Origin of the sequence: Serratia sp. JSRIV004 (genome assembly GCF_019968705.1) — a bacterium.
Lineage (GTDB): Bacteria > Pseudomonadota > Gammaproteobacteria > Enterobacterales > Enterobacteriaceae > Chania > Chania fonticola_B.
Genome location: NZ_CP074140.1, coordinates 1,775,355 through 1,798,841 on the forward strand (window position 1 = coordinate 1,775,355; position 23,487 = coordinate 1,798,841).

The following is a 23,487-nucleotide window of genomic DNA, read 5'->3' on the forward strand; positions in this document are numbered from 1 at the left end:
GGCGGTAGATGTGTTGTGGTTACCCGAGCTGGGATTTATTGCGTTATTGCTGGCCTGCACGGCGTCGCTGCTGCTGGCTGGCATCACGCTGTTGACGTTGATGGATCGCCGTTGGGGTGGGCTGTTGCCAGCGCGTGGCTGGAGCCTGAGCATTTTTGTGTTAATCGCACTGTCTTTCGCCATTCTGCTACAGCTGTTTTTGAGTAATGACTTCTCGGTCATGTACGTAGCCCAACATGGTCACAGCCAGTTGCCACCGTTGATGAAGGCCGGGGCGCTGTGGGGTGGGCACGAAGGTTCGCTGCTGCTCTGGTTGCTGTGCCTGGCCGGTTGGTCTGCCTGCTTTGCCTTATTCAGCCCCAAATCGGTACGCTCACTACAGCCGCTCACGCTGGCCATTCTGGCGCTGATCGTCGGCTGTTTTCTGCTTTTCATCCTGTTCTTTTCCGATCCTTTCGTTCGGCTCTTTCCCGCCGCGCTTCAAGGGCGCGATCTGAACCCGATGCTGCAACATATCGGCCTGATCCTGCACCCTCCGCTGCTCTATTTGGGCTATGCCGGGTTTGCCACCTGTAGTGCTCTGATGCTGGCTGCTTTGCTGCAAGGGGAGTTTAGCGCCGAGATTGCCGGGCAGTGCCTGCGATGGGCCAAACCGGCCTGGTGTTTCCTCACTGCCGGGATCATTTTGGGGTCCTGGTGGGCTTACAGCGAACTGGGCTGGGGCGGCTGGTGGTTCTGGGATCCGGTGGAGAATGCTTCACTGCTCCCTTGGCTGACCGCGACCGCTTTGTTACACAGTTTGGCGGTCGGCCAGCGTACCGGAGGATTGCGGCATTGGTCGCTATTGCTGACGCTGGGCACCTTTGTTCTCAGCCTGTTGGGCACCCTGATTGTGCGTTCTGGCATCCTGGTTTCAGTGCATGCCTTTGCGCTGGATGAGCAGCGCGCCTTGCCGCTGTTTATCCTGTTTGCCTTTCTTAGCGGGTCGTCATTTTTAATCTATGCCTTACGCGCCAACCGGGGGAAAGCCGTTACGTCCCCGGTGAAACCTGCGTTGCTCGGCGCGTTGTTGCTTCTCAGCTCCGCCGCCCTGATCGTGCTGGTGGGCACTTTGTACCCGATGCTCTATCGGATGATGGGATGGGGGCAGATCTCGGTTGGCGCGCCTTATTTCAATCTGGTGCTGCTGCCGTTTGGGCTGCTGGGATTGGTATTGATGTGCTACGGCGGGTTTAGGCGGCGGCGCTATGGCCAGTGGATCGCTCACGCCGGAGTGCTGCTGACGGCATTAGGCATCGCCAGTTCGGCGCTGCAACGCCATGAAATCAGCCTGAACGTCACCGTGGGCGAGACGGTCAGCCTGGCGGGATACCAATTTACGCTGCGCTCGGTAGATCTGCAGGCTCAGGCTAATTTCACCAGTGAACAGGCGGTGATTGAGGTTACCCGGCATGGCAAGCCCGTGGCCCAGTTGACGCCTGAAAGGCGGTTTTATACCGCCCGCCGCCAACAGATGTTTGAGCCCGGCATCGATTGGAACGCTTTCCATGACTGGTACGTTGTGATGGGCGAAAAAAGCGGCGAGCAGCGTTACGCCATGCGTTTTTATGTACAGACCGGCATCCGTTGGATCTGGTGGGGAGGGGCGCTGATGATGATTGGCGTGTTGGCTACCGGTTGCCAAAGGAGGCAAGCATGCGCTGGTTAATCGCTCTGCTGTTGTGGGGGAGCATCACGTTGCCGCTGGCGGCCCAGATCGTCGATACCTGGGCATTCACCTCGCCGGAAATGCAGGAGCGGGCGCTGGCAGTGGCAGGCCAGATCCGTTGCCCGCAATGCCAGAATCAGAGCCTGCTGGAGTCCAATGCCCCTGCGGCGGTCGCCATGCGCCATGAGGTGTTCGCCATGACCGAACAAGGCAAAACGCAGGCGGAAATCATGAATTTTATGACGGCACGCTACGGCAACTTTATCCGCTATCAACCGGCTTTTGAGTCCTCTACGTTGTTACTTTGGGGGCTGCCACCGCTGATGTTGGGGGCGATCGGGCTGGTGTTATGGCGGCGGAGGAAAGCGGAATGAAATCGCGCTCTTACCCTCTGCTGTTTATCGTGCTGGTGCTTGGCCTCACCGCGGGTTGGTATGTGGCCAGCGGCCGCCCGGCCACCGTGTTGGCCGAACAGCATATGCGCAGCTTGCCTGTCCAACCGCTCACGCCTCAGCAGCAGGCCGAAAGCGAGTTACAGCAGTTACAGCAACAGATCGACCAGTCACCGCAAGACAGCGTGTTGTGGGCGCAGCTGGCAGAATATTATCTGTTTAACGATAATTTTGCCGATGCGCAGGTTGCCTATCAGCGGGCTTTGGCTCTGCGGGGGGCGAATGCCGAACTGTACTCGGCGTTGGCAACGGTGCTTTATTACCAGGCGGGGCAGCGTATTACCCCACAGGTGGAGAGCAATATAGCAAAGGCCTTGGCACTGGATAAGGATGAGGTCTCGGCGCTGATGCTGCTGGCTGCCGATGCCTTTTTGCATACGGAATATGCCAAGGCGATAAACTTGTGGCAACGCCTGTTGGACAGCCAATCACCACGGGTTAATCGGCCACAGCTGATTGAGGCCATCAATATGGCCAAGCTGCTACTGCGCCAACAATAAATCACGCCATGCGAACGAAATTCACCAGTCTAGGCTCAGCAATGCGCTGATAATCCCCAGTGTTGAGGATCAGCGAACACTCCAGCGTGCCAGCATTAAAGGCCAACTCGTCAAAGCGCTCAAACAGCAGCGGATCGGCCACCAGCAGCAAATCCGGGTGGAAGCTGAACGGCGGGATCGCGCCAAAGACGCAGTCGGTCAGTTGGTCGACTTCCACCGGGCTGGCCAGAGAGGCGCGAGTCCCGCCAACACCCTGTGCCAACGCGCCGAGATCGGCCTGTTGGTCGGCGGGCAGGATGGCCAGCACGTGCTGCTTGATGCCGTTGCCCTTGACGTGGCACACCAACGCTTTCGCCCCTTGCCCCAACTGGGTGCCGCGTATCTTGGCGACTTCTTCGGATTTGCCTGCCTTAGGATGCTCAACCACGCGATAGCGGGCTTGGTGTTGGTCAAGAAGGGAAGTTAAACGGCTAAAGGTTGCGGTAGACACGCCATGTTCTCCTGAGTGTTGATTATCCTGCCCTATCATAACGCGTTGTGACGGCGAAGAGATCAGCCAAATTATTGATTAAACAGCGGGCTATTTTTTTGTTTTGACGGATAATACGCAATTATGAAACGGGATTTTAATTTTTTGAAAGGAAAGGGGCGTGAAGACTAACCTGTCGTTGTTTACCCAGCCGAAGTTCGTCTGGCTGTGTGCGGCTTTCTGCTGTTTGCTGTGGGGCAGTGCCTACCCGGCAATTAAAAACGGTTATGACATTTTCCAGATCGCCACCGACGATCTCCCCGGCAAGATCGTTTTTGCCGGTTACCGCTTTGTGATTGCCGGGGCCTTGCTACTGCTGTTTGCCATCTTGCAGGGTAAACCCATCGGCCGTTTGTCACGGCACCAGTATTCACAGTTGGTGGTGTTAGGGAGCACGCAAACGGCGCTGCAATACGTTTTCTTCTATATCGGTCTGGCCTACACCACTGGGGTAAAAGGATCGATCATGAACGCGACCGGCACCTTCTTTAGCGTGTTGCTGGCGCATTTCATTTATAAAAACGATCGTCTTAGCATGAATAAAATCGTCGGCTGCGTGGTGGGTTTTGCCGGGGTGATGGTGGTGAACTTCAACAGTCAACTGATGGACTTCAGCTTTAGCTGGCTGGGGGACGGTTTTGTGGTGATCGCTGCGTTTATCCTTTCGGCCGCTACGCTGTATGGCAAACGCATTTCGCAGACCGTCGATCCGACTATTATGACCGGCTGGCAACTGGCCATCGGCGGCGTGATGCTGACGGTAGGGGGATATCTGGCGGGGGGACGGTTAGAGTTCCACGGTTGGGCATCGGTGGCGATCCTGAGCTATCTGGCGCTGCTGTCATCGGTCGCTTTTGCGCTCTGGAGCCTGCTGCTGAAATATAACCGCGTGGGCATGATTGCGCCGTTCAACTTCCTGATCCCGGTTTCCGGCGCGGTGCTGTCGGCCATTTTCTTACAGGAAAGCATCATGGAATGGCGTTATGCCGTGGCGCTGGTGCTGGTGTGCTTTGGCATCTGGCGGGTCAACGTGGTGCGTAAGGAAAAGCGCGAAGCTGTCGCCTAGCAATCTCTCAAAGACCCGCCTAAGTAGTGGGTTCTGAGAGTGCAAAAAAGGACTGGATGCGGCTAAACCTCAGGTTGCTCTTCCACCAGATCAATCATTTGTGCCAGCGCCGCGCTGCTGTTCTCTCTGTGCCACGCCATCAATAATTCGATCTGCGGTGCACTGGCCGGTAGCGGGCGGAAGACCACGTTCGATGACTGAAAATGGCTGACATAGCGCGGCACAATGGACAAGCCTAGCCCCATTCCCACCAGATTCATGGTGACCAGAATATTGGTCGCTGCCTGCACGATCTTGGGCTTGCACCGGGCCTCGGCGAGATAGGCTGTCACCATCTGGTACAACGCGCCGGAGTGGGCCGGATCGGTGCTGATAAAATTTTCGCCATCAAGATGATGCGGTTCTAGCTGCGATTCTTTACTCAGTGGGTGATCGATGGGCATCACCACCACCAAGGGCTCACGATAAACCACCCGGTAGTTCAGCTGATTACTGATAATCGGACGGCGCATAAAACCAACGTCAATTTCTCCTTTCAATAACTTATCTTCTTGCTGAGTGGTAATGATACTCACCAGTTCGATACTGGACGCCGGTAGCCTCAGGCGTAACTGGGGCAGAACGTCGGGCAGGATATTCACTTCCGCACAGGGTACAAAGCCAATGATCAGCCGAACCTGTTGCTCCATGGCCTTACGCGCCAGCTGTTTTGCCTGCTCTGACAATTCAAGAATATTGATCGCCTGATGTAAAAACACCTCTCCGGCGCGGGTTAGCGAAACCTGACGATTATTTCTTATTAATAATGGCGCGCCGACACAACCCTCAAGATCTTTTATCTGGCTGCTCAATGAGGGCTGCGACGTATGTAGCCTCTCGGCGGCCCGGGTGAAATTGAGTTCTTCGGCTACCGCGACAAAATAACGTAAGTGTCTTAGCTCCATGCCTTTTTCTCCCATCATAGAAAAAATGTCTGGTACGGTCGTTTTTTACTATTTCACAAAATAGTAACTGGAAAGCAACATCCTTTGCGTAACCCCTACGAAGGTCAATACATCTCTTGGATGAGGATCAAATAATATGACCACCAACGCAAAATTAGATGTTTATAGCCTGATCGACACCCGGAATGGACAAGTTCTGCCACGGATCTACACCGATCCGGACATTTATCAATTAGAGCTTGAGCGTATATTTGGCCGCTGCTGGCTGTTTCTGGCCCATGAAAGTCAGATCCCCAAACCCGGCGATTTCTTTAACACCTACATGGGTGAAGACGCGGTAGTCGTCATCCGTCAGAAAGATGGCTCCATCAAGGCGTTTCTCAACCAGTGCCGCCACCGTGCGATGCGTGTCAGCTACGCAGACAGCGGCAATACCCGCGCTTTTACCTGCCCTTACCACGGCTGGTCTTATGGCATCGATGGCGAATTGACTGAGGTGCCATTGGAGCCGCGCGCCTATCAACAAGGCTTGTGCAAATCGCATTGGGGGCTGAAGGAAGTGCCTGGTGTCGAAAGCTATAAAGGCCTGATATTTGGCAACTGGGATACCAGTGCTCCGCCACTCAAAGAGTATCTGGGTGATATGGCCTGGTATCTGGATGGTTTGCTGGATCGGCGGGAAGGCGGCACCGAAATTGTCGGTGGCGTGCAGAAGTGGGTAATTAACTGCAACTGGAAGTTCCCGGCCGAGCAGTTCGCCAGCGATCAGTATCATGCCCTGTTCAGCCATGTCTCGGCGGTACAGGTACTGGGCGGCATGCAGGATGGCAGCGATAAAAAACTGGGTAATGACCAGACCGCACGCCCGGTGTGGGAAACCGCCAAAGACGCGGTGCAATTCGGTCAGGATGGCCACGGCTGCGGCTTCTTCTTTACCGAAAAGCCGGACGCCAACGTGTGGGTTGATGGTGAAGTCTCGCGCTACTACCGGGAAAGCTACCCCGAAGCCGAGCAGCGTCTGGGCAAGATCCGTGCTTTGCGCCTGGCCGGGCATAACAATATTTTCCCTACGCTTTCCTGGCTCAATGGCACCGCCACTATGCGTGTCTGGCATCCCCGTGGGCCAGATCAGGTTGAGGTTTGGGCGTTCTGCATTGCCGACAAGGCCGCCTCGCCGGAAACCAAAGCGGCGTTTGAAAATAGCGCCACTCGAGCCTTTGGCCCTGCCGGTTTCCTTGAGCAGGATGATTCGGAAAACTGGGCTGAGATCCAGAAACTGCTCAAAGGCCACCAGGCCCGTCACAATCCATTATGCCTGGAGATGGGGCTGAATCAGGAAAAACGCCGTGAAGACGGTATCCCCGGTATTACCAACTACATCTTTTCTGAAACCGCCGCGCGCGGCATGTACCAACGTTGGGCGGATTTGCTGAGCAGCGATACCTGGCAGGAAGTCCAAGAGAAAACCGCAGCCTACCAGCAGGAGGTGATGAAATGAGCCATCCGATCTCTATGGAACTCCAGCATCAGATTACCCAGTTTCTCTACCGCGAAGCCGCCCTGTTAGATGATTGGGCGTTCCGTGCCTGGCTAGAACTGCTTGACGATGATTTGAGCTACACCATGCGCACTAGGGTTAATGCCCAGACTCGCGATCGGCGCAAAGGCGTTCAACCACCGACCACCTGGATTTTCAACGACACCAAATCACAGCTTGAACGCCGGATCGCCCGCCTGGAAACCGGGATGGCCTGGGCTGAAGAGCCGCCGTCCCGCACTCGGCATATGGTCAACAACTGCATTATCAGCGAAACGGCACAGGCCGATGTGTTCTCCGTGCGAGTGAACTACCTGCTTTACCGGTCGCAAAAAGAGCGTGATGAAACCATCTACGTTGGCACCCGTACCGATCTGCTGCGCCGCCGTTCAACCGAGGAGGGCTGGGGACTGTGTGGGCGTGAAATCATTCTCGATCAGGCGGTTATCACCTCCCACAACATGAGCATCCTGTTCTGATGAAACGAATCCATGCTTGTGCTGTTGGGGCGTTGCCGGAGGGGGAAGCTCTCCGGCTCGATACTGAGCCGACGATCGCGTTGTTTCACGTGGGCGGTGAATATTACGCGATCAACGATCGTTGCAGCCACGGCAATGCGTCGATGTCTGAGGGCTATATCGAGGATGACGCGACCGTGGAATGCCCACTGCACTCGGCCAGCTTTTGCCTGAAGACCGGTAAAGCATTGTGCATGCCCGCCACGGAGTCGCTGCAAACCTACCAGGTCACCGTGTTAGAGGGGGCCGTGTTTATCGATTTACCGGAGGGCGTCTGATGTCCGATCTTAAAGATGACGTAGTGCTGATAACCGGTGGCGGCTCAGGCTTGGGGCTGGCTCTGGTGGCGCGCTTTATCGAGGAGGGTGCCAGGGTGGCGACCCTGGAACGTTCAGCGGAAAAGGTCAGCCGGTTACAGCAGCAGTTTGGCGAGCAGGTTGTGGCTGTGCAGGGTGACGTGACTTCCTTTGCCGATAATCAGCGTGCGGTGGAGATGGCGCTGTCCCGCTTTGGGCGTCTGGACTGTTTTATCGGCAATGCCGGTATCTGGGATCATAATGCCTCGTTGCTGGCGACACCGGCGGAGCAGTTGGAGTCCGGCTTTAACGAGCTGTTTGCCGTTAACGTCAAAGGCTATCTGTTGGGCGCCAAAGCCAGCGCTCCGGCATTGATCCACTCCTGCGGCAGTATGATCTTCACGCTTTCCAATGCGGCCTGGTATCCCGGCGGCGGCGGCCCGCTGTATACCGCCAGCAAGCATGCTGACGTAGGGCTGATCCGTCAGTTGGCTTATGAACTGGCTCCCAAGGTTCGGGTCAATGGCGTCGGGCCTTGTGGCATGGCCAGTGACTTGCGTGGTCCACAGGCGCTTGGGCAGCACGACACCTCGATTATGCAATCGCTGACGCCGGAAAAGATTGCCGCCATTTTGCCGTTGCAATTTTCCCCTGCGCCGGAAGATTTTACCGGCCCTTACCTGATGCTGGCCTCGCGCCGTAACAACCGGACGTTGAGCGGCGTGATGATCAATGCCGATGCGGGCCTGGCCATTCGGGGTATTCGCCACGTGGCGGGTGGATTGCAGCTATAGGAGCCAACATGAAACAGATAGTGATTATCGGCGGTGGTCAGGCCGGAGCTATGGCGGCCGCAGCCCTACGCGCACAACGGTTTACCGGTGGCATCACCCTGATCGGCGAAGAGCCGGAAATTCCGTACGAACGTCCCCCTTTGTCGAAAGCCATGTTGCTGTCGCCCACCCCGCAGTTGCAAGACATTCTGCCTGCTTCCTTCTATGAGGAGAATGCCATTGTCCTGCGCCGCAATACGCAGGTTGTCGCGGTCGATACCTTACAGCACACGGTGCTACTGGCTGATGGTGAAGAACTGGAGTGGGACCGGTTGCTGTTGGCGACTGGGGCCAAGGCTCGACGGCTCATATCGCTGGATGCGTTGGGTGATAAATCGCATACCTTGCGTACTGCGGCAGATGCCAGGCGGTTACGTGAAGCACTAACTGCCAACCAACGGATCCTGATTGTCGGTGCCGGCACCATTGGCCTCGAGTTGGCAGCCAGTGCGAAGCAGAGTGGCTGTGAGGTGACGGTGATTGAGCAGGCGGCGATGGTGATGGGGCGCAATGCTCCACCGCCGGTGCGCGATTATCTGATGAGCCTGCATCAACAGCATCAGGTGCGTCTTTGCCTTAATACCCAGATTGAGCACGCCGCTCTGGAACAGGGAAACGTAGTGCTGACGTTGCAGGACGGTGAACGGCTGATGGGTGACGCGGTGATTTATGGCATCGGCATTGAAGCCAACGATCGTCTGGCTATCCAGGCAGGGTTAGCGACTGCCAACGGCATCATTGTCGACGACCATTGCCGTACTTCGGTTGCCAATATTTATGCGGCTGGAGATGTCACCTTACGCCGTCAGGGTGAGCAACTTGTCCGCCTGGAGACCTGGGATAACGCCAACCAGCAGGCACTGGTGGCGGCCTGTGCCATGTTGGAGCAGCCGTTACCGCCCACGGTGCCGGTGTGGTTCTGGACCGATCAGTTCGACAGCAATATTCAGTTTATCGGGGCCATGCAGAGCGAATATTGGTTGGTGCGCGGCAGCGTTGAGGCGCACAGCGCCATCTGGTTTGGGTTGCAAGAGGGTCGGCTGGTGGGGGCCATCACGCTGAACCAGGGGCGGGAAATGCGCCATCTTCGCAGGCTGATCCAGCAAGGTAGCCAGATAGATGAAAGGCTATTGGTTGATCCACAGGTTGCACTAAAGAGCTTGATTTAGCCCTGTCATGGCTAACCGGTTTCCCCTCCTCACCCCACTCTCTTACGCAGGAGAGGGAGTTGATCTGGTGTCGCGAGCAGGTGAGGGGGGGCTTTCACGCCCGGAACCTGGACCGTCTGGAATAGCCGTTCCGCGCTAAACACGCTAATGATTAAAAACAAGGTGGCTTGATATGAACGCTTATCTTCATTGTCTCTCTCATTCCCCGTTAGTGGGCTACGTTGATCCGGCCCCAGCGGTGCTGGCCGAAGTGGAAAAAACTATTGCCGACGCACGGCAGCGGATCCAGGCATTTGATCCTGAACTGGTGATCCTGTTCGCGCCAGATCATTACAACGGCTTTTTCTACGACATCATGCCGCCGTTCTGCATTGGTATGGCCGCTACGGCGATAGGTGACTTCAGCAGTGCCGCTGGCGAGCTGCCGGTGCCTGCGAAGCTGGCCGAGGCCTGCGCTCAATCGGTGTTGGATGCGGGGGTCGACGTTGCGGTTTCCTACTGCATGCAGGTGGATCATGGTTTTGCCCAGCCGCTGGAGTATTTGCTCGGTGGCCTGGCGAACTGCCCGGTGCTGCCGGTATTTATCAATGGGGTTGCGCCACCCTTGCCTGGCTTCAAGCGAACGCGCCTGCTGGGTGAAGCTATCGGGCGTTTTGCCCGTGGCCTGGATAAACGAGTATTGATCCTGGGCTCTGGTGGGCTTTCGCACCAGCCGCCGGTACCTCAGTTGGCCGAGGCTGACGCTCATATGCGTGACCGCCTGTTGGGCAGTGGCCGCCAATTACCGGCAGACGAGCGCCAATTACGCCAGCACCGCGTTATCTCTGCTGCCCGTGCTTTTGTGCAGGATCAGAGCACCTTACATCCTCTCAACCCGGTCTGGGACAACCAGTTTATGGACATTCTTTCCGGCGGACAGTTGGCGGAACTGGATGGGCTGGGCAATGACGAACTGTCGGCGATCGCTGGCCGCTCAACCCATGAGGTTAAAGCCTGGATGGCCGCCTTTGCTGCACTATCGGCATTTGGTCCTTATCAGACCGAGGGGCGCTATTACCGCGAGCTTCCCGAGTGGATCGCCGGGTTCGGCTCAATCAGCGCCGCACCGCGGAAATAATAACGATAAAGGAGCACCATCATGACATCGCAATCTTTTGACCTTACTGAAGAAAATACCAGCCGCTTCGTGCAAATCCAAGAGGGTGAAGCCAGCCTGCGTATCCATTACAACGACTGTGGCAGCGGTGCACAAACCGTGGTCATGCTGCACGGTTCCGGCCCCGGAGCCAGCGGCTGGGCGAACTTCAGCCGTAATATTCAACCGCTGGTAACGGCGGGTTATCGCGTGATCCTGCTGGATTTCCCTGGCTGGAGCAAGAGCGATTCGATCGTCAGTACCGGTTCCCGTTCGGACCTCAATGCCCGCATTTTGAAAGGGCTGGTGGACGCGCTGGATCTGGAGCAGGTACATCTGCTGGGGAACTCGATGGGCGGCCACAGCGCCGTGGCGTTTACCCTGACCTGGCCTGAGCGCGTTGGCAAACTGGTGTTGATGGGGGGCGGTACCGGTGGTGCTAGCCCGTTTGTGCCGATGCCAACGGAAGGGATCAAGCTGCTGCAGGGGCTCTACCGTGAGCCAAACATCGAGAACCTGCGCAAAATGATGAACATTTTTGTTTACGATCCCAGCGATCTGACTGAAGCGCTGTTCAAAACCCGCCTCGACAATATTCTGGCGCACCGTGACCACCTGGAGAACTTCGTCAAGAGCCTGTCGGTCAATCCGAAGCAGTTCCCGGATTTTAGCCCGCGCCTGGGTGAAATCAAAGCCCAGACGCTGATCGTCTGGGGGCGTAACGATCGTTTTGTGCCGATGGATACCGGGCTGCGCCTGCTGGCAGGCATTGCCGGGTCACAACTGCATGTGTTCAGCAACTGTGGGCATTGGGCGCAATGGGAACATGCCGACAGCTTTAACCGCATGGTCGTGGATTTTCTCAAGCATTAATCAGGGAGCGAATGATGAGTGATGACAATTTGGAGCAATTGGCTGCGGCGCTACGGCAGTCCGAGTTCAGCGGCAAGGTGATTGAGCCCTTGCGCGATCGCCTAGGCCTCGACAACGGCGAGGCGGCCTATGCCATCCAGCAGTTGAACGTACAGCATTGGCAGGCTGCTGGCCGCCGAGTGGTGGGGCGCAAAGTAGGGCTCACCCATCCCAAGGTTCAGCAACAGCTGGGAGTTGACCAGCCGGATTTCGGCACCCTGTTTGCCGACATGTGCTACGGCACCAACCAGGACATTCCATTTTCGCGGGTGATGCAGCCCCGTATCGAAGCGGAGATTGCGTTGGTGCTGGATCGTGATTTACCGCATGCCGATACCACGTTCGATGAGTTATGTAGCGCAGTGGAGTGGGTATTGCCAGCGCTGGAAGTGGTGGGCAGCCGCATCAAGGACTGGTCGATCGCGTTTGTCGATACCGTGGCGGATAACGCTTCCTGTGGCGTGTATGTGCTGGGTGGCCCGGTGCGTCGCATCGATGAGGTGGATCTGCAACATTGCGGCATGAGCATGACGCGCAATCACGAGGTGGTGTCTAGCGGGCGTGGAAGTGAATGTCTTGGGCATCCGATTAATGCTGCCGTCTGGTTGGCACGCAAAATGGCCAGCCTCGGCACGCCGTTACGAGCGGGTGATGTTGTGCTGACTGGAGCACTGGGCCCGATGGTGCCGGTGCAAGCAGGTGACAGTTTTACGGCAACAATTGAAGGCGTCGGCACGGTTTCTGCCCACTTCTATGAGGACAGCCAATGATGAGCAAGAGAAAAGTGGCGATCATCGGTTCCGGTAATATCGGTACCGATTTGATGATTAAAATCCTGCGTAACGCCAAGCATCTGGAGATGGGGGCGATGGTGGGGATCGATCCTGAATCCGACGGCCTGGCTCGTGCTCGCCGGATGGGGGTCGCAACCTGTCATACCGGCGTTAACGGGCTGATCCTGATGCCGGAATTTGCCGACATTGATTTTGTCTTTGATGCCACCAGCGCGAGTGCTCATGTCAAAAATGATGCCATTTTGCGGGCGGCCAAACCGGGGATCCGGCTGATCGATCTGACACCTGCGGCGATTGGCCCCTATTGCGTGCCGGTAGTGAACCTGGAGCAAAATCTCAGCCAGGTCAACGTCAATATGGTGACCTGCGGCGGTCAAGCGACCATCCCTATGGTGGCTGCGGTAGCTCGGGTGGCCAGAGTTCATTACGCCGAAATTATCGCCTCCATTGCCAGTAAGTCTGCCGGGCCGGGCACCCGCGCCAATATCGATGAGTTTACCGAAACCACCAGCAAGGCCATCGAGGTGGTTGGCGGGGCAGAGAGGGGCAAAGCGATTATCGTGTTGAACCCGGCGGAACCGTCCTTAATGATGCGCGATACCGTCTATGTGTTGAGTGAAGCCGTCGATCAGGCCAAGGTTGAAGCTTCAATCAACGAAATGGCGGCGGCCGTGCAGGCCTATGTGCCGGGGTATCGGCTGAAGCAGCAAGTGCAGTTTGATGTCATCCCTGCCGATGCACCGCTTAACTTACCGGGGATTGGCCGTTTTTCTGGCCTGAAAACCTCGGTGTTTCTGGAGGTTGAAGGCGCGGCGCACTACTTACCTGCCTATGCAGGCAACCTTGATATCATGACTTCCGCTGCGCTGGCGACCGCCGAGCGAATGGCTCAGGCCATGGCACACGTTGCTGGAGAACGGCTATGAACGAGAAAAAAATCACTATCTCGGATGTGACCCTGCGCGACGGGATGCACGCGATCCGTCACCAATATACGCTGCAAAATGTGCAGGACATTGCCAGGGCGCTGGATGCGGCGAAGGTGGATTCGATTGAAGTGGCGCATGGCGATGGTCTGCGGGGCTCCAGCTTCAACTACGGCTTTGGCGCACATACCGATCTGGAATGGATTGCGGCGGCGGCAGACGTCACCACCCACGCTAAAATCGCCACCTTGCTGCTGCCGGGCATTGGCACCATTCACGATTTGAAGGATGCCTATAACGCCGGGGCGCGGGTAGTGCGTGTCGCCACTCACTGTACCGAAGCCGATGTCTCCAAACAGCATATCGCCTATGCCCGTGAGCTGGGCATGGATACCGTGGGTTTCCTGATGATGAGCCATATGACGACGCCGGAAAATCTGGCCAGCCAGGCCAAGCTGATGGAAAGCTACGGGGCAACCTGCATCTACGTGGTGGATTCTGGCGGCGCGATGAATATGAACGATATCCGTGCCCGTTTCCGAGCCTTGAAAGCGGTGTTGCAACCAGAAACGCATACCGGTATCCATGCGCACCATAACCTCAGCCTTGGGGTCGCCAACTCGATGGTGGCGGTGGAAGAAGGGTGCGATCGCGTGGATGCCAGCTTGGCAGGGATGGGGGCAGGAGCCGGTAACGCGCCGCTTGAGGTGTTTATTGCGGCGGCGGATAAACTTGGCTGGCACCATGGCACGGATCTGTATGCCTTGATGGATGCGGCTGACGATCTGGTGCGCCCATTGCAGGATCGGCCCGTTCGTGTCGATCGTGAAACGTTGGCGCTGGGCTACGCCGGAGTTTACTCCAGTTTCCTGCGCCACTGTGAAGTGGCCGCGGTGAAATACGGTATCAACACGGTGGATATTCTGGTCGAGCTGGGTAAACGCCGCATGGTGGGCGGCCAGGAAGATATGATCGTCGACGTGGCGCTAGATCTGCGTTCCCGCTAATCAGAGCGAGGTAAACCAGCAATGGGACTGTACCATCGTTAGCGCTCAGTGAATTACCTGCCCCTTTTTTGCAGGGGCAGGGTTATGCTGAATTACACCATTGGGCGGATATAGTCCCACAGGCGTTCCCAGTTAATCAACACCAATACCACGGTGGCGGCAAACAGAATAAACATGATCTTTGAGAACATGATATCAACACTCCTTGTTAATAAATTCGACGTTTTGGTTTGGTGTTTTTGGTTCCCCTCACCCTAACCCTCTCCCAAAGGGCGAGGGGACCGATCGAGTTCGTTGATTGCCTTGCGTAATGCCTTGCCTTTCTTGTTCTTACACCCAACTTTCCGAAGCTGCGCGGGCTAACCGCAGACTCCAGACAGCTCCCTCTCCCAAAGGGCGAGGGGACCGATCGAGTTCGTTGATTGCTTGACGTAATACCTTGCCTTTCTTGTTCTTACACCCAACTTTCCGAAGCTGCGCGGGCTAACCGCAGACTCCAGACAGCTCCCTCTCCCAAAGGGCGAGGGGACCGATCGAGTTCGTTGATTGTTTGACGTAATACCTTGCCTTTCTTGTTCTTACACCCAATTTTCCGAAGCTGCGCGGGCTAACCGCAGACTCCAGACAGCTCCCTCTCCCAAAGGGCGAGGGGACCGATCGAGTTCGTTGATTGCCTTGCGTAATACCTTGCCTTTCTTGTTCTTACACCCAATTTTCCGAAGCTGCGCGGGCTAACCGCAGACTCCAGACAGCTCCCTCTCCCAAAGGGCGAGGGGACCGATCGAGTTCGTTGATTGCCTTGCGTAATACCTTGCCTTTCTTGTTCTTACACCCAATTTTCCGAAGCTGCGCGGGCTAACCGCAGACTCCAGACAGCTCCCTCTCCCAAAGGGCGAGGGGACCGATCGAGTTCGTTGATTGCCTTGCGTAATACCTTGCCTTTCTTGTTCTTACACCCAACTTTCCGAAGCTGCGCGGGCTAACCGCAGACTCCAGACAGCTCCCTCTCCCAAAGGGCGAGGGGACCGATCGAGTTCGTTGATTGTTTGACGTAATACCTTGCCTTTCTTGTTCTTACACCCAACTTTCCGAAGCTGCGCGGGCTAACAGCAGACTCCTTACAGCTCCCTCCCCCAAAGGGCGAGGGGACCGATCGAGTTCGTTGATTGCTTGACGTAATACCTTGCCTTTCTTGTTCTTACTCCCAACTTTCCGAAGCTGTGCGGGCTAAGCGCAGACTCCAGACAGCTCCCTCTCCCAAAGGGCGAGGGGACCGATCGAGTTCGTTGATTGCCTTGCGTAATACCTTGCCTTTCTTGTTCTTACACCCAATTTTCCGAAGCTGTGCGGGCTAACCGCAGACTCCAGACAGCTCCCTCTCCCTGTGGGAGAGGGTTGGGGTGAGGGGTAATTTCAGGCAGTGTACAGAGGGAAAACCAGGCGATATAGAGGCGGTGAAACATTTCAGAAAAGACCAGGTTTATGGTCAGGAAATGGACAGTTGGCGAGGATTTGATGATAGGGCAGAGATTTCCCTGCCCCGAGTTTTAATAGGGTGTTAATTCAGGATGCCGTTTAGCACCAGCATGGTGATCATCCCGCCTACAGCGGGGATCAGCGTACGGCGGACAATCATAAACGGCGAGCATTCACCGGCCTTGCTGACGGCAATGATCACCCCTGCCACCGGGGAAATCGATCTTCCCATACCGGCCATCAGTTGCATTGGCAGGATCATGCTGACGGCGCTTTCGCCAAACTTGGCGGCAATGCCTGGAGCCAGCCCAGAGAAGGAGAAGAACGCCGCCACGCCGGAGCCGGTCAGCGCCGCGGTCACGCAGACCAGCAGGGCCATCACGATCGTCATATTGCCAAAGCCAAAGCCCGCGGCCTGAACGGTGTGAATAATGAAGTCAACGGCCCCGATGATCTGTAAGCCCTGGGCGAAAACGTCGGCACACACCAGCAGGGAAACGATGCTGGTAAACATGGTGCCCATGCCTTTGAAGAACACCTGGATGCCTTTGCAGGCGGTTTTGAAATCTCTCCGTACCAGCAACTCGCAGAAAAATGCCAACAGGGTGCCGATAATCATCGCTGTCACCACGTCAATCTTGATGCTGCTGATCACCAGTGGGCTGAAGACGATCACCAGTATCACCGGGAACACCGGCAGGAAAGCGTAGAATGCCGGTACCTTGGCTGTGTCTTCGCTGGTTGGCTGTTCCACCTGTTGTTGGGTGACGATATGCCCGTCTTTGGCGTCAAAGTAGCGTGCGGTGAAGAAGATCAGTACCGCTACCGCCAGCATCACGCCGGTGGCGACCGGCAGTTGGTAGTGAGCAAAGTAGACGGCGGTTTCCATACCGGCATGTTTGGCTGCCAGGTTGGCGGTGCCCACCGCCGGGCCGAGATCCATAAACGCCGACATGCCGATCATCGAGGCGGCGGCGGCTTTACTGACTCCAAGCCGCACCAACACCGGGAAGAAGGTGACCAACAGCAGCATCGCAAGACCGGCCGCGCTGGAAATCGCCACGTGCAGCAACTGGGATAAGATGTAGCCGATCGCCAGGATCAGGTAAGGAGCCTTGATCATCTGCAAGGGTTTGATGCACAGATTTACCATCGAGTTCGACGCTTTGATGTGATCCATATAGTCGGCAAAACCGCCCGCCGCCATAATGATCAAACCGATGCCCGCCACCTGGGTGGTCAAAGACTCTTTCACGAACGCGAAAATATCCCCGCCAACCCAGCCGATGGATTTGGCCTTGCCGTACAATATCGATTGCTCGGGAAAGAACACCGCCGTGATCAGCAGCAGGCTCAGCCCCGCCAGCAGTAACACGGTTTGCGGCTGGTAGTTTTTGATAATAAACCAGGCCGCCAATACGGTAACGATCATCCCGATGATAAATCCAGTCATCATTTCCCCTTATGAGTGTTTGGCAAAAAACTCATGCAATAGCGTGTTGTAATAATCCGGAGCCTGGAAATAAGGCGCATGGCCCATACCGGGCATCTCGATATGTTGGGTATAAGGCACCAGCGCCAGCAGATCGGCTTTGAGCTGTGGTTGCACCACGGCGTCTTTTTCACCGGTGAGGATCAGCGTTGGCATCTTGAGCTGGGGCAGTAGCGGGCGGTTGTCGGCGAGTTGCAACATGCGAGTGGCACGCCTCAGGCCTTCCAGATTGGTGCCTGCCGCAATGTCTGCCGCATAGTCCAGCACCGCTGTGGGCACATCTGGGAAGGGAAGCAGATCTCGGGCGCGGTTTCTGCCGTAGGCTTCGCGGCCGATTTCGGCGAGCTCTTTCAGCCGTTTTTCCAGCTTTTCCGAACTTGGGGCCGACTCTGGCGCGCCATAGCCGGGATGGGTGCAGGACAACACCAGGTTTTTTACCCGCTCTGGATAGCGTGCGGCGTAGCGGCTGGCAACGGTGCCGCCCATTGAATGCCCGACGAGGGAGACTTTCTCTGCCCCGCAGTATTGCACCCACTCATGCAGCATCTGCACAAAAGCGTCGATCTCGGCCGGAACCAGCGCGGAGTCGGCATATCCCGGTGCATCCCAAGCCATGACGCGGTAGTGGGGAGAAAAGGCGGCATACTGGAATGGCCAGGCTTTTGAGCTGCCCAGAATACCGTGTAAAAAGATCAGGGTTTCGCCCTCACCGCAGGCGCGGAAAGATAAATTCCCCTGTGAGGTACGTAGAATTTGCTGCTCAGGGCAAACAGGGATTGCGCTGTTTTCACTGCTCATGATAAAGCCTCTTTTCATTAAATAAACGCCAGAGATGGATTGCTACATGGCATTCTGGTAAGTCAATGCTTAGCCCTGAAGCAACAGGGCTATAAAGATGGTTGGTGAATATTAATACTGCCTGGTGTTGGTGTTATTTATTGAAAACGTTAAATGCCTCGAATAACGACTCCATGACGTTGAAGTTCTCGTTTAATTCGTTGCTTTTCACTTCGCCCATATAATTGACCAGCGCCTCGATTAATACGAAGCCCGCGCTGCGGCTGCTGAACAGCCCGCTATGCTGGCTCTCCATCAGCAACATCGCCGTGGCGAAGTGGCTGAACGGATTGACGGCATTATCGGTGATAACGATGGTATCGCCACGATGTTGATAAAACCATTTTATCAGCCTTGTCGTCACGCTGGAAAAACGATAATAAGAAATCGCCAGTAGCACATCGCCTTTTCTCGAGTCGATTAGCTTATGCGGTAAATTGGCAATATTGGCATCCAGTAGCACAATGTCTTTTTTGATATAGCGGCCAAGCAGATAAAAATACTCGGCCAAGGCATGTGCCGTTGCGCTGCCAATCACATACAGCCTTTTTTCCGGATCGCAAATCAGCGCGATGGTTTTCTCCAAATGCTGGCGATTGATGTTTTTCAACGTATTGTTGATATTATCGGTGATCTCGCCGCAGTGTTTTTCTATGAATTCGATGCCGTTTTTTCTGTTTTTGCTGTTGTCGAAGCGTTCTATGGGGGAGATGTTTCTGCGCTGCTCTGGCTCGATGGTGGACTCTTTGAAGTCACGAAAGCCGGTGAAGCCGAGCTTCATCATAAATCGCCCCAAGGTTGACTTGGCGATGTTGATCTCATGGCAAACATCGATCACTTTGCTGTAGGGGATGGACTCAAAGTGTTTGTCAAAATAGTCGATGATACGCCGATCCGTTTCGGTCAGATTATCAATGCTGGCAATACGTTGAGTGAATTCCGCTCTGTTCATGTCAGTTTTCCCCTCTACGCCATTTCTTCCTTCATTAATAACAAAACCCAAGGGAGAAAAAAGGGGAATCAAAAATTCCCTTGTCAGAAGTGTGTGTCATCTCTCATTCCCTTCTGACCCGCGCTACCGCTTGCTTTGGCAGTAGCGCGTTCTCCTCAAGTTACGGTTGTACCTTGAACTCGCCATGCTGTTCAAACCAGACAAATTGCTCTGCGCCATAGGCAGACATCTTCGAGCCGCTATGCCCAACGTCGGGCAAGGTCGTAAAGCGCCAGTTGAAGTCGACCTTATAGCGTTTGGCTTTCTGCTGCGCCGTCAGGAAATAGCTTTGTGCACGGGTTAACCGGCTATCCCCCTGTGCCATGGCTTCATAAGAGCGGCGCAGCAAAGGGTGATACGGATCGTTATCTTTTTCACCGACGGTGATCAGCACGGGTTTGGCAAAGTAGTCGGCCAGCTGTTTTTGCGTCACTTTCACCGGCGCATTGTCCAGGCCATAGGGCCAGGGGTTTTCCACATCTGGCATGGTCCACCATCCGGCTGCCGCACAAATGGCGGCTTTGACATTCGCCTCAGGGACAAAGGTCAGCATCCGGTGAACAAACTGGCAGCCAGCGCTGTTACCAAATAAATAATAGTCTTGCTGTTTGGTGATCCCCTGTTTTTGCATATCGGCAAACAGATCGTCAATGACCGTGAAAGCCCATTCTCCTTTAGGGTTGACCTGGTGGGTTTTGGCATTCTCGATATTCCCCAGGTTATAGCCGTCGTTACCGGGATAATCGGCTTCGGAGAACAGCGGGGCGATGACGATAAGTTTGTTTTTCTTGGCATTTTCTACCCATGAGTCGCGGTACTCATCGGCGTTACGGTTCAGCCCGGTCAGGACAAATACCACCGGAGTGTTGGCATTGGCACCGGGAGGCTGGTAGCTGAAGACCTCCATCTTCTTGCCGGTTTGTGGCACGGTAAAATCGAAACTACCGCTCTCTTTTGGCAGCGCGGCTGCGTGGCTGACGCTGGCGCTCAACGCTAACACGGCGAATAAACTGAGAAAATTGTTCATGTTTTCCATCCTTGCGCAGTGATTAAAATTCGTAACGTAACCCAAGTACCCACAGGTTTTCTGCCGAATCGTAGCTTTGCCGATCGTCATAAATGTAGGTGGCGGAAAGATGTACATCTTTTTTCAGGCGATATTCCAGTTCAGAGATCCACTGTTTGCGGTGGGCATAATCATTTTCAGACTCGATCAACTGCGAGTAGCCACCACGTAGCGCGACTTTGCTGGTAAACCAGTATTCGGCCAGCGAGTCGAAGGCATCATAATCTTTGTCTGGCTTGCCGGTTTGCTCGTAGGTTTGTCGACCAACGTTGATACCAAGATAAGCCTTGTCGTAACTGAGGCGTATGCCAATCCCTTTCTGATTGTAATCGGTGTAGTTGCCGCTTAGGCTGGTATTTTTGGGGTCTTTGGTCATTTTCTGCCAGGCAATCACCGGTTTGATTTTTAGTGGCGTACCCATCACCGGAAATTCAAAAGCGTAGCCGAGGCTGGCCATATAACCATCGTCAACGGTGCTGTCGCTTGCACCGTTACCCATCACGTAGGCGGTGCGAACGTCCAGCCCGGCATAGGTATATTCATATTGTAATGTGCCGTCCTGACGGTTCCATTGATAGGAGGAGTCGATACGCGTGCCGACCCAGTTGGAGTAAACGTTAGCCGTGTAGTTCATGTAACGATCGGTGATGCCCATCCACTGGTACATCGGGTTGCGCGTACGGCCAACCATCAGTTTCCCGAGATCCTTACCGTCAATCCCGATATAGCCATAACGAATATCCCAGTTATCTTCGGCGACCTCGGTATCGTTCTTCTGAGTGTTAACCTGCCATTCCAACTTGCCAAACAGGCCGAATTGCTCATCGAGCTTTTGTTTGGCTTCAAAGCCAAGACGGCCGGTCAGGTTGGTGGCATTAGTGTGTTCATCTGTCCATTCATTGCCGGTTTGTGCCTCGATACGGCCATAAATATCGAGTTGTGTTCCTTTACTGTTATAGACCGTCACTGCCTCGGCGGCGCTGGTGGCTAGCAGGGCAGGAAGGAGTAATGCCAGAGGTATTGTTTTCATTATTATGATCCTGTGTAAGGTAAGTCATTTTTCTTTTTTTTATTAATATGAGGCGAACTAAAGCGACTCACTTAAAAATAATGAGCTGAACTGGAAGCATTAAACGTTCTAACGATTTGTGCTTGAGGTAATTAATTTAAGTTATTTAACAATAAACAGATAATAGCGAACCAATAAGCAACCTACGCCGCACATGATTTAATGCTGATAAGAAAGTCCAGGTTTGATTTTTTAGTTATCGCCCTCTTGGTGATTGATTTTCACACTATAGGAAGAGGGGAACGGTTGTGAATGGGAATCAAAAATTCCCTGGTTAAATATGTGAGTGCTGGCACAAATATGAATTGCGGATAAAGACATCGGGGGGAGGTAAGCAGTTTTTTGAGGGGAGCAGACAATAAAAACCCCCGCACAACGTGGATTGTGCAGGGGTTTCGGCAAGGCAAGGACGTTACTTCTTCTCTACGGCTGCCTGGATGGCATCTGCCAGAGAGCTGACGTGCTTTTCTGCCGTTTTCAGCTGGTATTCGACACCGTTGCCGTCATTGGTGTCAGACAGCGTTGCCTTCAACAGTTCCAGTGCTGCCTGCACCGCCAGTAATCTGCGTTTTTGCTCTTCCGTTGGAGCGATCCCAGAGCCAAAATAATTCTCTAACATGTTCATTTCCTTTCGCTAGACCTACCGAAATGGCAGACAACACAGGTTACATGGGGGGGATACCCCCCATTTTCAAGGCATTGCCTTGAGTGCTGTCTCTTGTTGCAACGGCTTTGAGCCATGTTGGCGCGCACTGTTGATCCAGGCAAACGACCCCATCAGCGCAATCACCGTCAGTAAAATATACTCCAACGACATGGCATAAACCCCCTGGATGGCGTAAATCACTACGCTGATCACGTCAATCAGCACCCACAGCAGCCAGTTCTCGACGTATTTGCGCGTCATCAGCACCATGGCGGCGATCGACAGCACCAGCATGGTGGAATCCCACAGTGGGAAGGCGTCTGGTTGCAGTTCAGGCATCACCACCGAAAGCCCCATTCCCTGCATAATGCCGATGGCAATGCGCGTCAGCACGGTGAATACCGGATCGATAAACAGCGACATCAGGCCGATGGCCACCACGCAAACCACCAGCAGCGTGAGAGCCTTTTGCCGTGGCAACCAGCGGATTTTCAGCGCGGCTTCATTATTTTCGTTCTGACGGCTCCAGGCATACCAGCCGTACAGGTTGGCGGCGAAGAAAAACACCTGTAACAGCAAGCTGGCGTATAGCTGGATCTGGAAGAAGATAGCGGCAAACAGCGTGACGTTAATCAAACCAAACAGGTAGTTGATAATCTTCTCTTTGCTGGCAAACCAGATGCACAGCAGGCCAAACACCGTACCTATGGCTTCGATCCATGACAGCGCATAGCCACCTTCGCCCAGAGGAATGGTGACCATGACGTTATTGATGCTGAAAAAATCCATTATTGCGTCCTCTCAAGATGATCCTGATACAGCGTTTCGAGCGCGAGCACAATTTCGCGTTCCTCGCCACGTTGGCAGGAATGCTCCTGCTGTTGATAGTCGTTGATGCTCTGTTCCAGGCAGCCCTGGTGTTCCACCACCACGTTCAGGATAGAGGCAATGCGCATATTACGCAGTGCGCCAACGACCATCAGCGGGGCGGTTTCCATATCGGCGGCGAGAATACCTTTGGCCGACCAAAAATCGGTGATCTCCTGTTCGCGGTCGGTGTAGAAACTGTCATGGCTACGCACATAGCCACAGTGCGTACTGTATCCCAGTTTTTGTGCCTGTTGGCGCAGCAGATAAACCAGGCCGCAGTCGGCACTGGCCGGGTAGGCTGCGGGGATATAGGCATTGCCGGTGCCTTCATCGCGCACTGCCGCGCTGGCAATCACCAGATCGCCCAGCTTCATTGAACTTTGCATCGCGCCGCAGCTGCCAATACGCACCAGGCAGTCGACGCCGATCTGATGTAGCTCTTCGGCGGCGATGGCGGTAGAAGGGCCACCCATGCCGGTGGAAATCACCAGGACTTCCACACCACGAAACCAACCGCGCAGCGCCCGGTATTCACGATTTTGGCCAAAATCCTCCACCTGCTCCAGAAAGCGGGCAACGTGTTCGACGCGTTGTGGATCGCCCGGTAACAGCGCGTAATGGGCGTGTGTCATCTGCCGGCTAAGCCGGATATGCGGTTGTAGTTGAGTCATGGAACTTACCTGTGTTTTATACTGGTTGGCACTAAGGCCAAAA

At 54.9% G+C, this 23,487-nt stretch carries 24 protein-coding genes; 14 read left to right on the plus strand and 10 right to left on the minus strand.

The window, feature by feature from the left end:
• Nucleotides 1-10: 10 nt before the first annotated feature.
• From nrfE to KGP21_RS08520, 3 genes are read left to right on the plus strand one after another with little or no spacing between them, the layout of a single operon-like run.
• Nucleotides 11-1,708, plus strand: a complete 1,698-nt coding sequence (nrfE, locus tag KGP21_RS08510) for a heme lyase NrfEFG subunit NrfE (RefSeq protein WP_223537935.1) — start codon at nucleotides 11-13, stop codon at nucleotides 1,706-1,708.
• Complete coding sequence (locus tag KGP21_RS08515) at nucleotides 1,696-2,082, plus strand: cytochrome c-type biogenesis protein CcmH (protein WP_223537937.1); 387 nt, start codon at nucleotides 1,696-1,698, stop codon at nucleotides 2,080-2,082. The genes nrfE and KGP21_RS08515 overlap by 13 nt, the downstream gene beginning before the upstream one ends.
• Nucleotides 2,079-2,660, plus strand: a complete 582-nt coding sequence (locus KGP21_RS08520; RefSeq protein WP_223537940.1) for a heme lyase NrfEFG subunit NrfG — start codon at nucleotides 2,079-2,081, stop codon at nucleotides 2,658-2,660. The genes KGP21_RS08515 and KGP21_RS08520 overlap by 4 nt, the downstream gene beginning before the upstream one ends.
• 1 nt (nucleotide 2,661) lies before the next feature.
• Here the strand turns inward: KGP21_RS08520 and KGP21_RS08525 are convergent, their stop codons facing one another.
• On the minus strand, nucleotides 2,662-3,150 hold the full coding sequence (locus KGP21_RS08525; RefSeq protein ID WP_223537942.1) for a YbaK/prolyl-tRNA synthetase associated domain-containing protein: 489 nt from the start codon (nucleotides 3,148-3,150) through the stop codon (nucleotides 2,662-2,664).
• A 160-nt stretch (nucleotides 3,151-3,310) separates the two neighbouring features.
• On the opposite strand from KGP21_RS08525, the gene KGP21_RS08530 reads away from it, so the two are divergent.
• Nucleotides 3,311-4,255, plus strand: a complete 945-nt coding sequence (locus KGP21_RS08530; protein WP_021805361.1) for a DMT family transporter — start codon at nucleotides 3,311-3,313, stop codon at nucleotides 4,253-4,255.
• Nucleotides 4,256-4,317: 62 nt separating this feature from the next.
• On the opposite strand, the gene hcaR is transcribed toward KGP21_RS08530, so the two are convergent.
• Nucleotides 4,318-5,199, minus strand: a complete 882-nt coding sequence (gene hcaR / locus KGP21_RS08535) for a DNA-binding transcriptional regulator HcaR (RefSeq protein WP_223537945.1) — start codon at nucleotides 5,197-5,199, stop codon at nucleotides 4,318-4,320.
• Between the two features lie 136 nt (nucleotides 5,200-5,335).
• Here hcaR and hcaE point away from each other — a divergent pair, with 136 nt between their 5' ends.
• The 10 genes from hcaE to mhpE all read left to right on the plus strand — a co-directional run bounded on the left by hcaE (nucleotide 5,336) and on the right by mhpE (nucleotide 14,326).
• Nucleotides 5,336-6,697 (plus strand): 3-phenylpropionate/cinnamic acid dioxygenase subunit alpha, encoded by a 1,362-nt coding sequence (gene hcaE, locus KGP21_RS08540; protein WP_209528578.1) that lies wholly within the window; start codon nucleotides 5,336-5,338, stop codon nucleotides 6,695-6,697.
• A complete protein-coding gene (gene hcaF / locus KGP21_RS08545) occupies nucleotides 6,694-7,215 on the plus strand; it encodes a 3-phenylpropionate/cinnamic acid dioxygenase subunit beta (RefSeq protein WP_071682298.1) in 522 nt (173 codons plus the stop codon). The genes hcaE and hcaF overlap by 4 nt, the downstream gene beginning before the upstream one ends.
• A complete protein-coding gene (gene hcaC, locus KGP21_RS08550) occupies nucleotides 7,215-7,532 on the plus strand; it encodes a 3-phenylpropionate/cinnamic acid dioxygenase ferredoxin subunit (RefSeq protein WP_037375150.1) in 318 nt (105 codons plus the stop codon). The genes hcaF and hcaC overlap by 1 nt, the downstream gene beginning before the upstream one ends.
• Nucleotides 7,532-8,344 carry a 3-phenylpropionate-dihydrodiol/cinnamic acid-dihydrodiol dehydrogenase gene (gene hcaB / locus KGP21_RS08555; protein ID WP_209528583.1) on the plus strand — a complete coding sequence of 271 codons (813 nt, stop codon included), beginning with the start codon at nucleotides 7,532-7,534 and terminating at the stop codon, nucleotides 8,342-8,344. The genes hcaC and hcaB overlap by 1 nt, the downstream gene beginning before the upstream one ends.
• A gap of 8 nt (nucleotides 8,345-8,352) precedes the next feature.
• A complete protein-coding gene (gene hcaD / locus KGP21_RS08560) occupies nucleotides 8,353-9,552 on the plus strand; it encodes a 3-phenylpropionate/cinnamic acid dioxygenase ferredoxin--NAD(+) reductase subunit (RefSeq protein ID WP_223537947.1) in 1,200 nt (399 codons plus the stop codon).
• 172 nt (nucleotides 9,553-9,724) lie between these two features.
• On the plus strand, nucleotides 9,725-10,669 hold the full coding sequence (mhpB, locus tag KGP21_RS08565) for a 3-carboxyethylcatechol 2,3-dioxygenase (RefSeq protein WP_223501086.1): 945 nt from the start codon (nucleotides 9,725-9,727) through the stop codon (nucleotides 10,667-10,669).
• A 21-nt stretch (nucleotides 10,670-10,690) separates the two neighbouring features.
• Nucleotides 10,691-11,560 (plus strand): alpha/beta fold hydrolase, encoded by an 870-nt coding sequence (locus KGP21_RS08570; RefSeq protein ID WP_094981128.1) that lies wholly within the window; start codon nucleotides 10,691-10,693, stop codon nucleotides 11,558-11,560.
• A gap of 14 nt (nucleotides 11,561-11,574) precedes the next feature.
• The gene (mhpD, locus tag KGP21_RS08575) at nucleotides 11,575-12,369 is read left to right on the plus strand and encodes a 2-keto-4-pentenoate hydratase (protein ID WP_021805352.1); all 795 of its coding nucleotides are present in this window, start codon (nucleotides 11,575-11,577) and stop codon (nucleotides 12,367-12,369) included.
• The gene (locus KGP21_RS08580; protein ID WP_223537949.1) at nucleotides 12,369-13,319 is read left to right on the plus strand and encodes an acetaldehyde dehydrogenase (acetylating); all 951 of its coding nucleotides are present in this window, start codon (nucleotides 12,369-12,371) and stop codon (nucleotides 13,317-13,319) included. The genes mhpD and KGP21_RS08580 overlap by 1 nt, the downstream gene beginning before the upstream one ends.
• Nucleotides 13,316-14,326 (plus strand): 4-hydroxy-2-oxovalerate aldolase, encoded by a 1,011-nt coding sequence (mhpE, locus tag KGP21_RS08585; RefSeq protein WP_223537950.1) that lies wholly within the window; start codon nucleotides 13,316-13,318, stop codon nucleotides 14,324-14,326. Before KGP21_RS08580 ends, mhpE begins: the two co-directional genes overlap by 4 nt.
• A 1,558-nt stretch (nucleotides 14,327-15,884) precedes the next feature.
• Here the strand turns inward: mhpE and dcuC are convergent.
• The 8 genes from dcuC to KGP21_RS08625 all read right to left on the minus strand — a co-directional run bounded on the left by dcuC (nucleotide 15,885) and on the right by KGP21_RS08625 (nucleotide 23,444).
• A complete protein-coding gene (dcuC, locus tag KGP21_RS08590) occupies nucleotides 15,885-17,255 on the minus strand; it encodes a C4-dicarboxylate transporter DcuC (protein ID WP_021805349.1) in 1,371 nt (456 codons plus the stop codon).
• 9 nt (nucleotides 17,256-17,264) lie between these two features.
• Nucleotides 17,265-18,092: an alpha/beta fold hydrolase gene (locus KGP21_RS08595; RefSeq protein WP_037375148.1), complete on the minus strand. Its 828-nt coding sequence runs from the start codon at nucleotides 18,090-18,092 to the stop codon at nucleotides 17,265-17,267.
• A 133-nt stretch (nucleotides 18,093-18,225) separates the two neighbouring features.
• A complete protein-coding gene (locus tag KGP21_RS08600; protein WP_021805347.1) occupies nucleotides 18,226-19,083 on the minus strand; it encodes a MurR/RpiR family transcriptional regulator in 858 nt (285 codons plus the stop codon).
• Nucleotides 19,084-19,243: 160 nt separating this feature from the next.
• The gene (locus KGP21_RS08605; RefSeq protein ID WP_223537951.1) at nucleotides 19,244-20,149 is read right to left on the minus strand and encodes a hypothetical protein; all 906 of its coding nucleotides are present in this window, start codon (nucleotides 20,147-20,149) and stop codon (nucleotides 19,244-19,246) included.
• A gap of 22 nt (nucleotides 20,150-20,171) precedes the next feature.
• The gene (locus tag KGP21_RS08610) at nucleotides 20,172-21,218 is read right to left on the minus strand and encodes a porin (RefSeq protein WP_223537952.1); all 1,047 of its coding nucleotides are present in this window, start codon (nucleotides 21,216-21,218) and stop codon (nucleotides 20,172-20,174) included.
• Nucleotides 21,219-21,669: 451 nt separating this feature from the next.
• The gene (locus KGP21_RS08615) at nucleotides 21,670-21,876 is read right to left on the minus strand and encodes a hypothetical protein (protein WP_021180021.1); all 207 of its coding nucleotides are present in this window, start codon (nucleotides 21,874-21,876) and stop codon (nucleotides 21,670-21,672) included.
• 72 nt (nucleotides 21,877-21,948) lie between these two features.
• Complete coding sequence (pnuC, locus tag KGP21_RS08620; RefSeq protein WP_223537953.1) at nucleotides 21,949-22,692, minus strand: nicotinamide riboside transporter PnuC; 744 nt, start codon at nucleotides 22,690-22,692, stop codon at nucleotides 21,949-21,951.
• Nucleotides 22,692-23,444, minus strand: coding sequence for a nucleoside phosphorylase (locus KGP21_RS08625; RefSeq protein WP_059200126.1), 753 nt, complete (start codon nucleotides 23,442-23,444; stop codon nucleotides 22,692-22,694). Before KGP21_RS08625 ends, pnuC begins: the two co-directional genes overlap by 1 nt.
• Between the last annotated feature and the right edge of the window lie 43 nt (nucleotides 23,445-23,487).

Excerpts from the sequence above, each read along its gene's own strand:
- KGP21_RS08515 (WP_223537937.1), top strand. The coding sequence starts at position 1,696 with ATGCGCTGGTTAATCGCTCTGCTGTTGTGGGGGAGCATCACGTTGCCG.
- KGP21_RS08520 (WP_223537940.1), top strand. The coding sequence starts at position 2,079 with ATGAAATCGCGCTCTTACCCTCTGCTGTTTATCGTGCTGGTGCTTGGC.
- hcaR (WP_223537945.1), bottom strand. The coding sequence starts at position 5,199 with ATGGAGCTAAGACACTTACGTTATTTTGTCGCGGTAGCCGAAGAACTC.
- hcaE (WP_209528578.1), top strand. The coding sequence starts at position 5,336 with ATGACCACCAACGCAAAATTAGATGTTTATAGCCTGATCGACACCCGG.
- hcaF (WP_071682298.1), top strand. The coding sequence starts at position 6,694 with ATGAGCCATCCGATCTCTATGGAACTCCAGCATCAGATTACCCAGTTT.
- hcaC (WP_037375150.1), top strand. The coding sequence starts at position 7,215 with ATGAAACGAATCCATGCTTGTGCTGTTGGGGCGTTGCCGGAGGGGGAA.
- hcaB (WP_209528583.1), top strand. The coding sequence starts at position 7,532 with ATGTCCGATCTTAAAGATGACGTAGTGCTGATAACCGGTGGCGGCTCA.
- hcaD (WP_223537947.1), top strand. The coding sequence starts at position 8,353 with ATGAAACAGATAGTGATTATCGGCGGTGGTCAGGCCGGAGCTATGGCG.
- mhpB (WP_223501086.1), top strand. The coding sequence starts at position 9,725 with ATGAACGCTTATCTTCATTGTCTCTCTCATTCCCCGTTAGTGGGCTAC.
- KGP21_RS08570 (WP_094981128.1), top strand. The coding sequence starts at position 10,691 with ATGACATCGCAATCTTTTGACCTTACTGAAGAAAATACCAGCCGCTTC.
- mhpD (WP_021805352.1), top strand. The coding sequence starts at position 11,575 with ATGAGTGATGACAATTTGGAGCAATTGGCTGCGGCGCTACGGCAGTCC.
- KGP21_RS08580 (WP_223537949.1), top strand. The coding sequence starts at position 12,369 with ATGAGCAAGAGAAAAGTGGCGATCATCGGTTCCGGTAATATCGGTACC.
- mhpE (WP_223537950.1), top strand. The coding sequence starts at position 13,316 with ATGAACGAGAAAAAAATCACTATCTCGGATGTGACCCTGCGCGACGGG.
- dcuC (WP_021805349.1), bottom strand. The coding sequence starts at position 17,255 with ATGACTGGATTTATCATCGGGATGATCGTTACCGTATTGGCGGCCTGG.
- KGP21_RS08595 (WP_037375148.1), bottom strand. The coding sequence starts at position 18,092 with ATGAGCAGTGAAAACAGCGCAATCCCTGTTTGCCCTGAGCAGCAAATT.
- KGP21_RS08600 (WP_021805347.1), bottom strand. The coding sequence starts at position 19,083 with ATGAACAGAGCGGAATTCACTCAACGTATTGCCAGCATTGATAATCTG.
- KGP21_RS08605 (WP_223537951.1), bottom strand. The coding sequence starts at position 20,149 with ATGAACAATTTTCTCAGTTTATTCGCCGTGTTAGCGTTGAGCGCCAGC.
- KGP21_RS08610 (WP_223537952.1), bottom strand. The coding sequence starts at position 21,218 with ATGAAAACAATACCTCTGGCATTACTCCTTCCTGCCCTGCTAGCCACC.
- KGP21_RS08615 (WP_021180021.1), bottom strand. The coding sequence starts at position 21,876 with ATGTTAGAGAATTATTTTGGCTCTGGGATCGCTCCAACGGAAGAGCAA.
- pnuC (WP_223537953.1), bottom strand. The coding sequence starts at position 22,692 with ATGGATTTTTTCAGCATCAATAACGTCATGGTCACCATTCCTCTGGGC.
- KGP21_RS08625 (WP_059200126.1), bottom strand. The coding sequence starts at position 23,444 with ATGACTCAACTACAACCGCATATCCGGCTTAGCCGGCAGATGACACAC.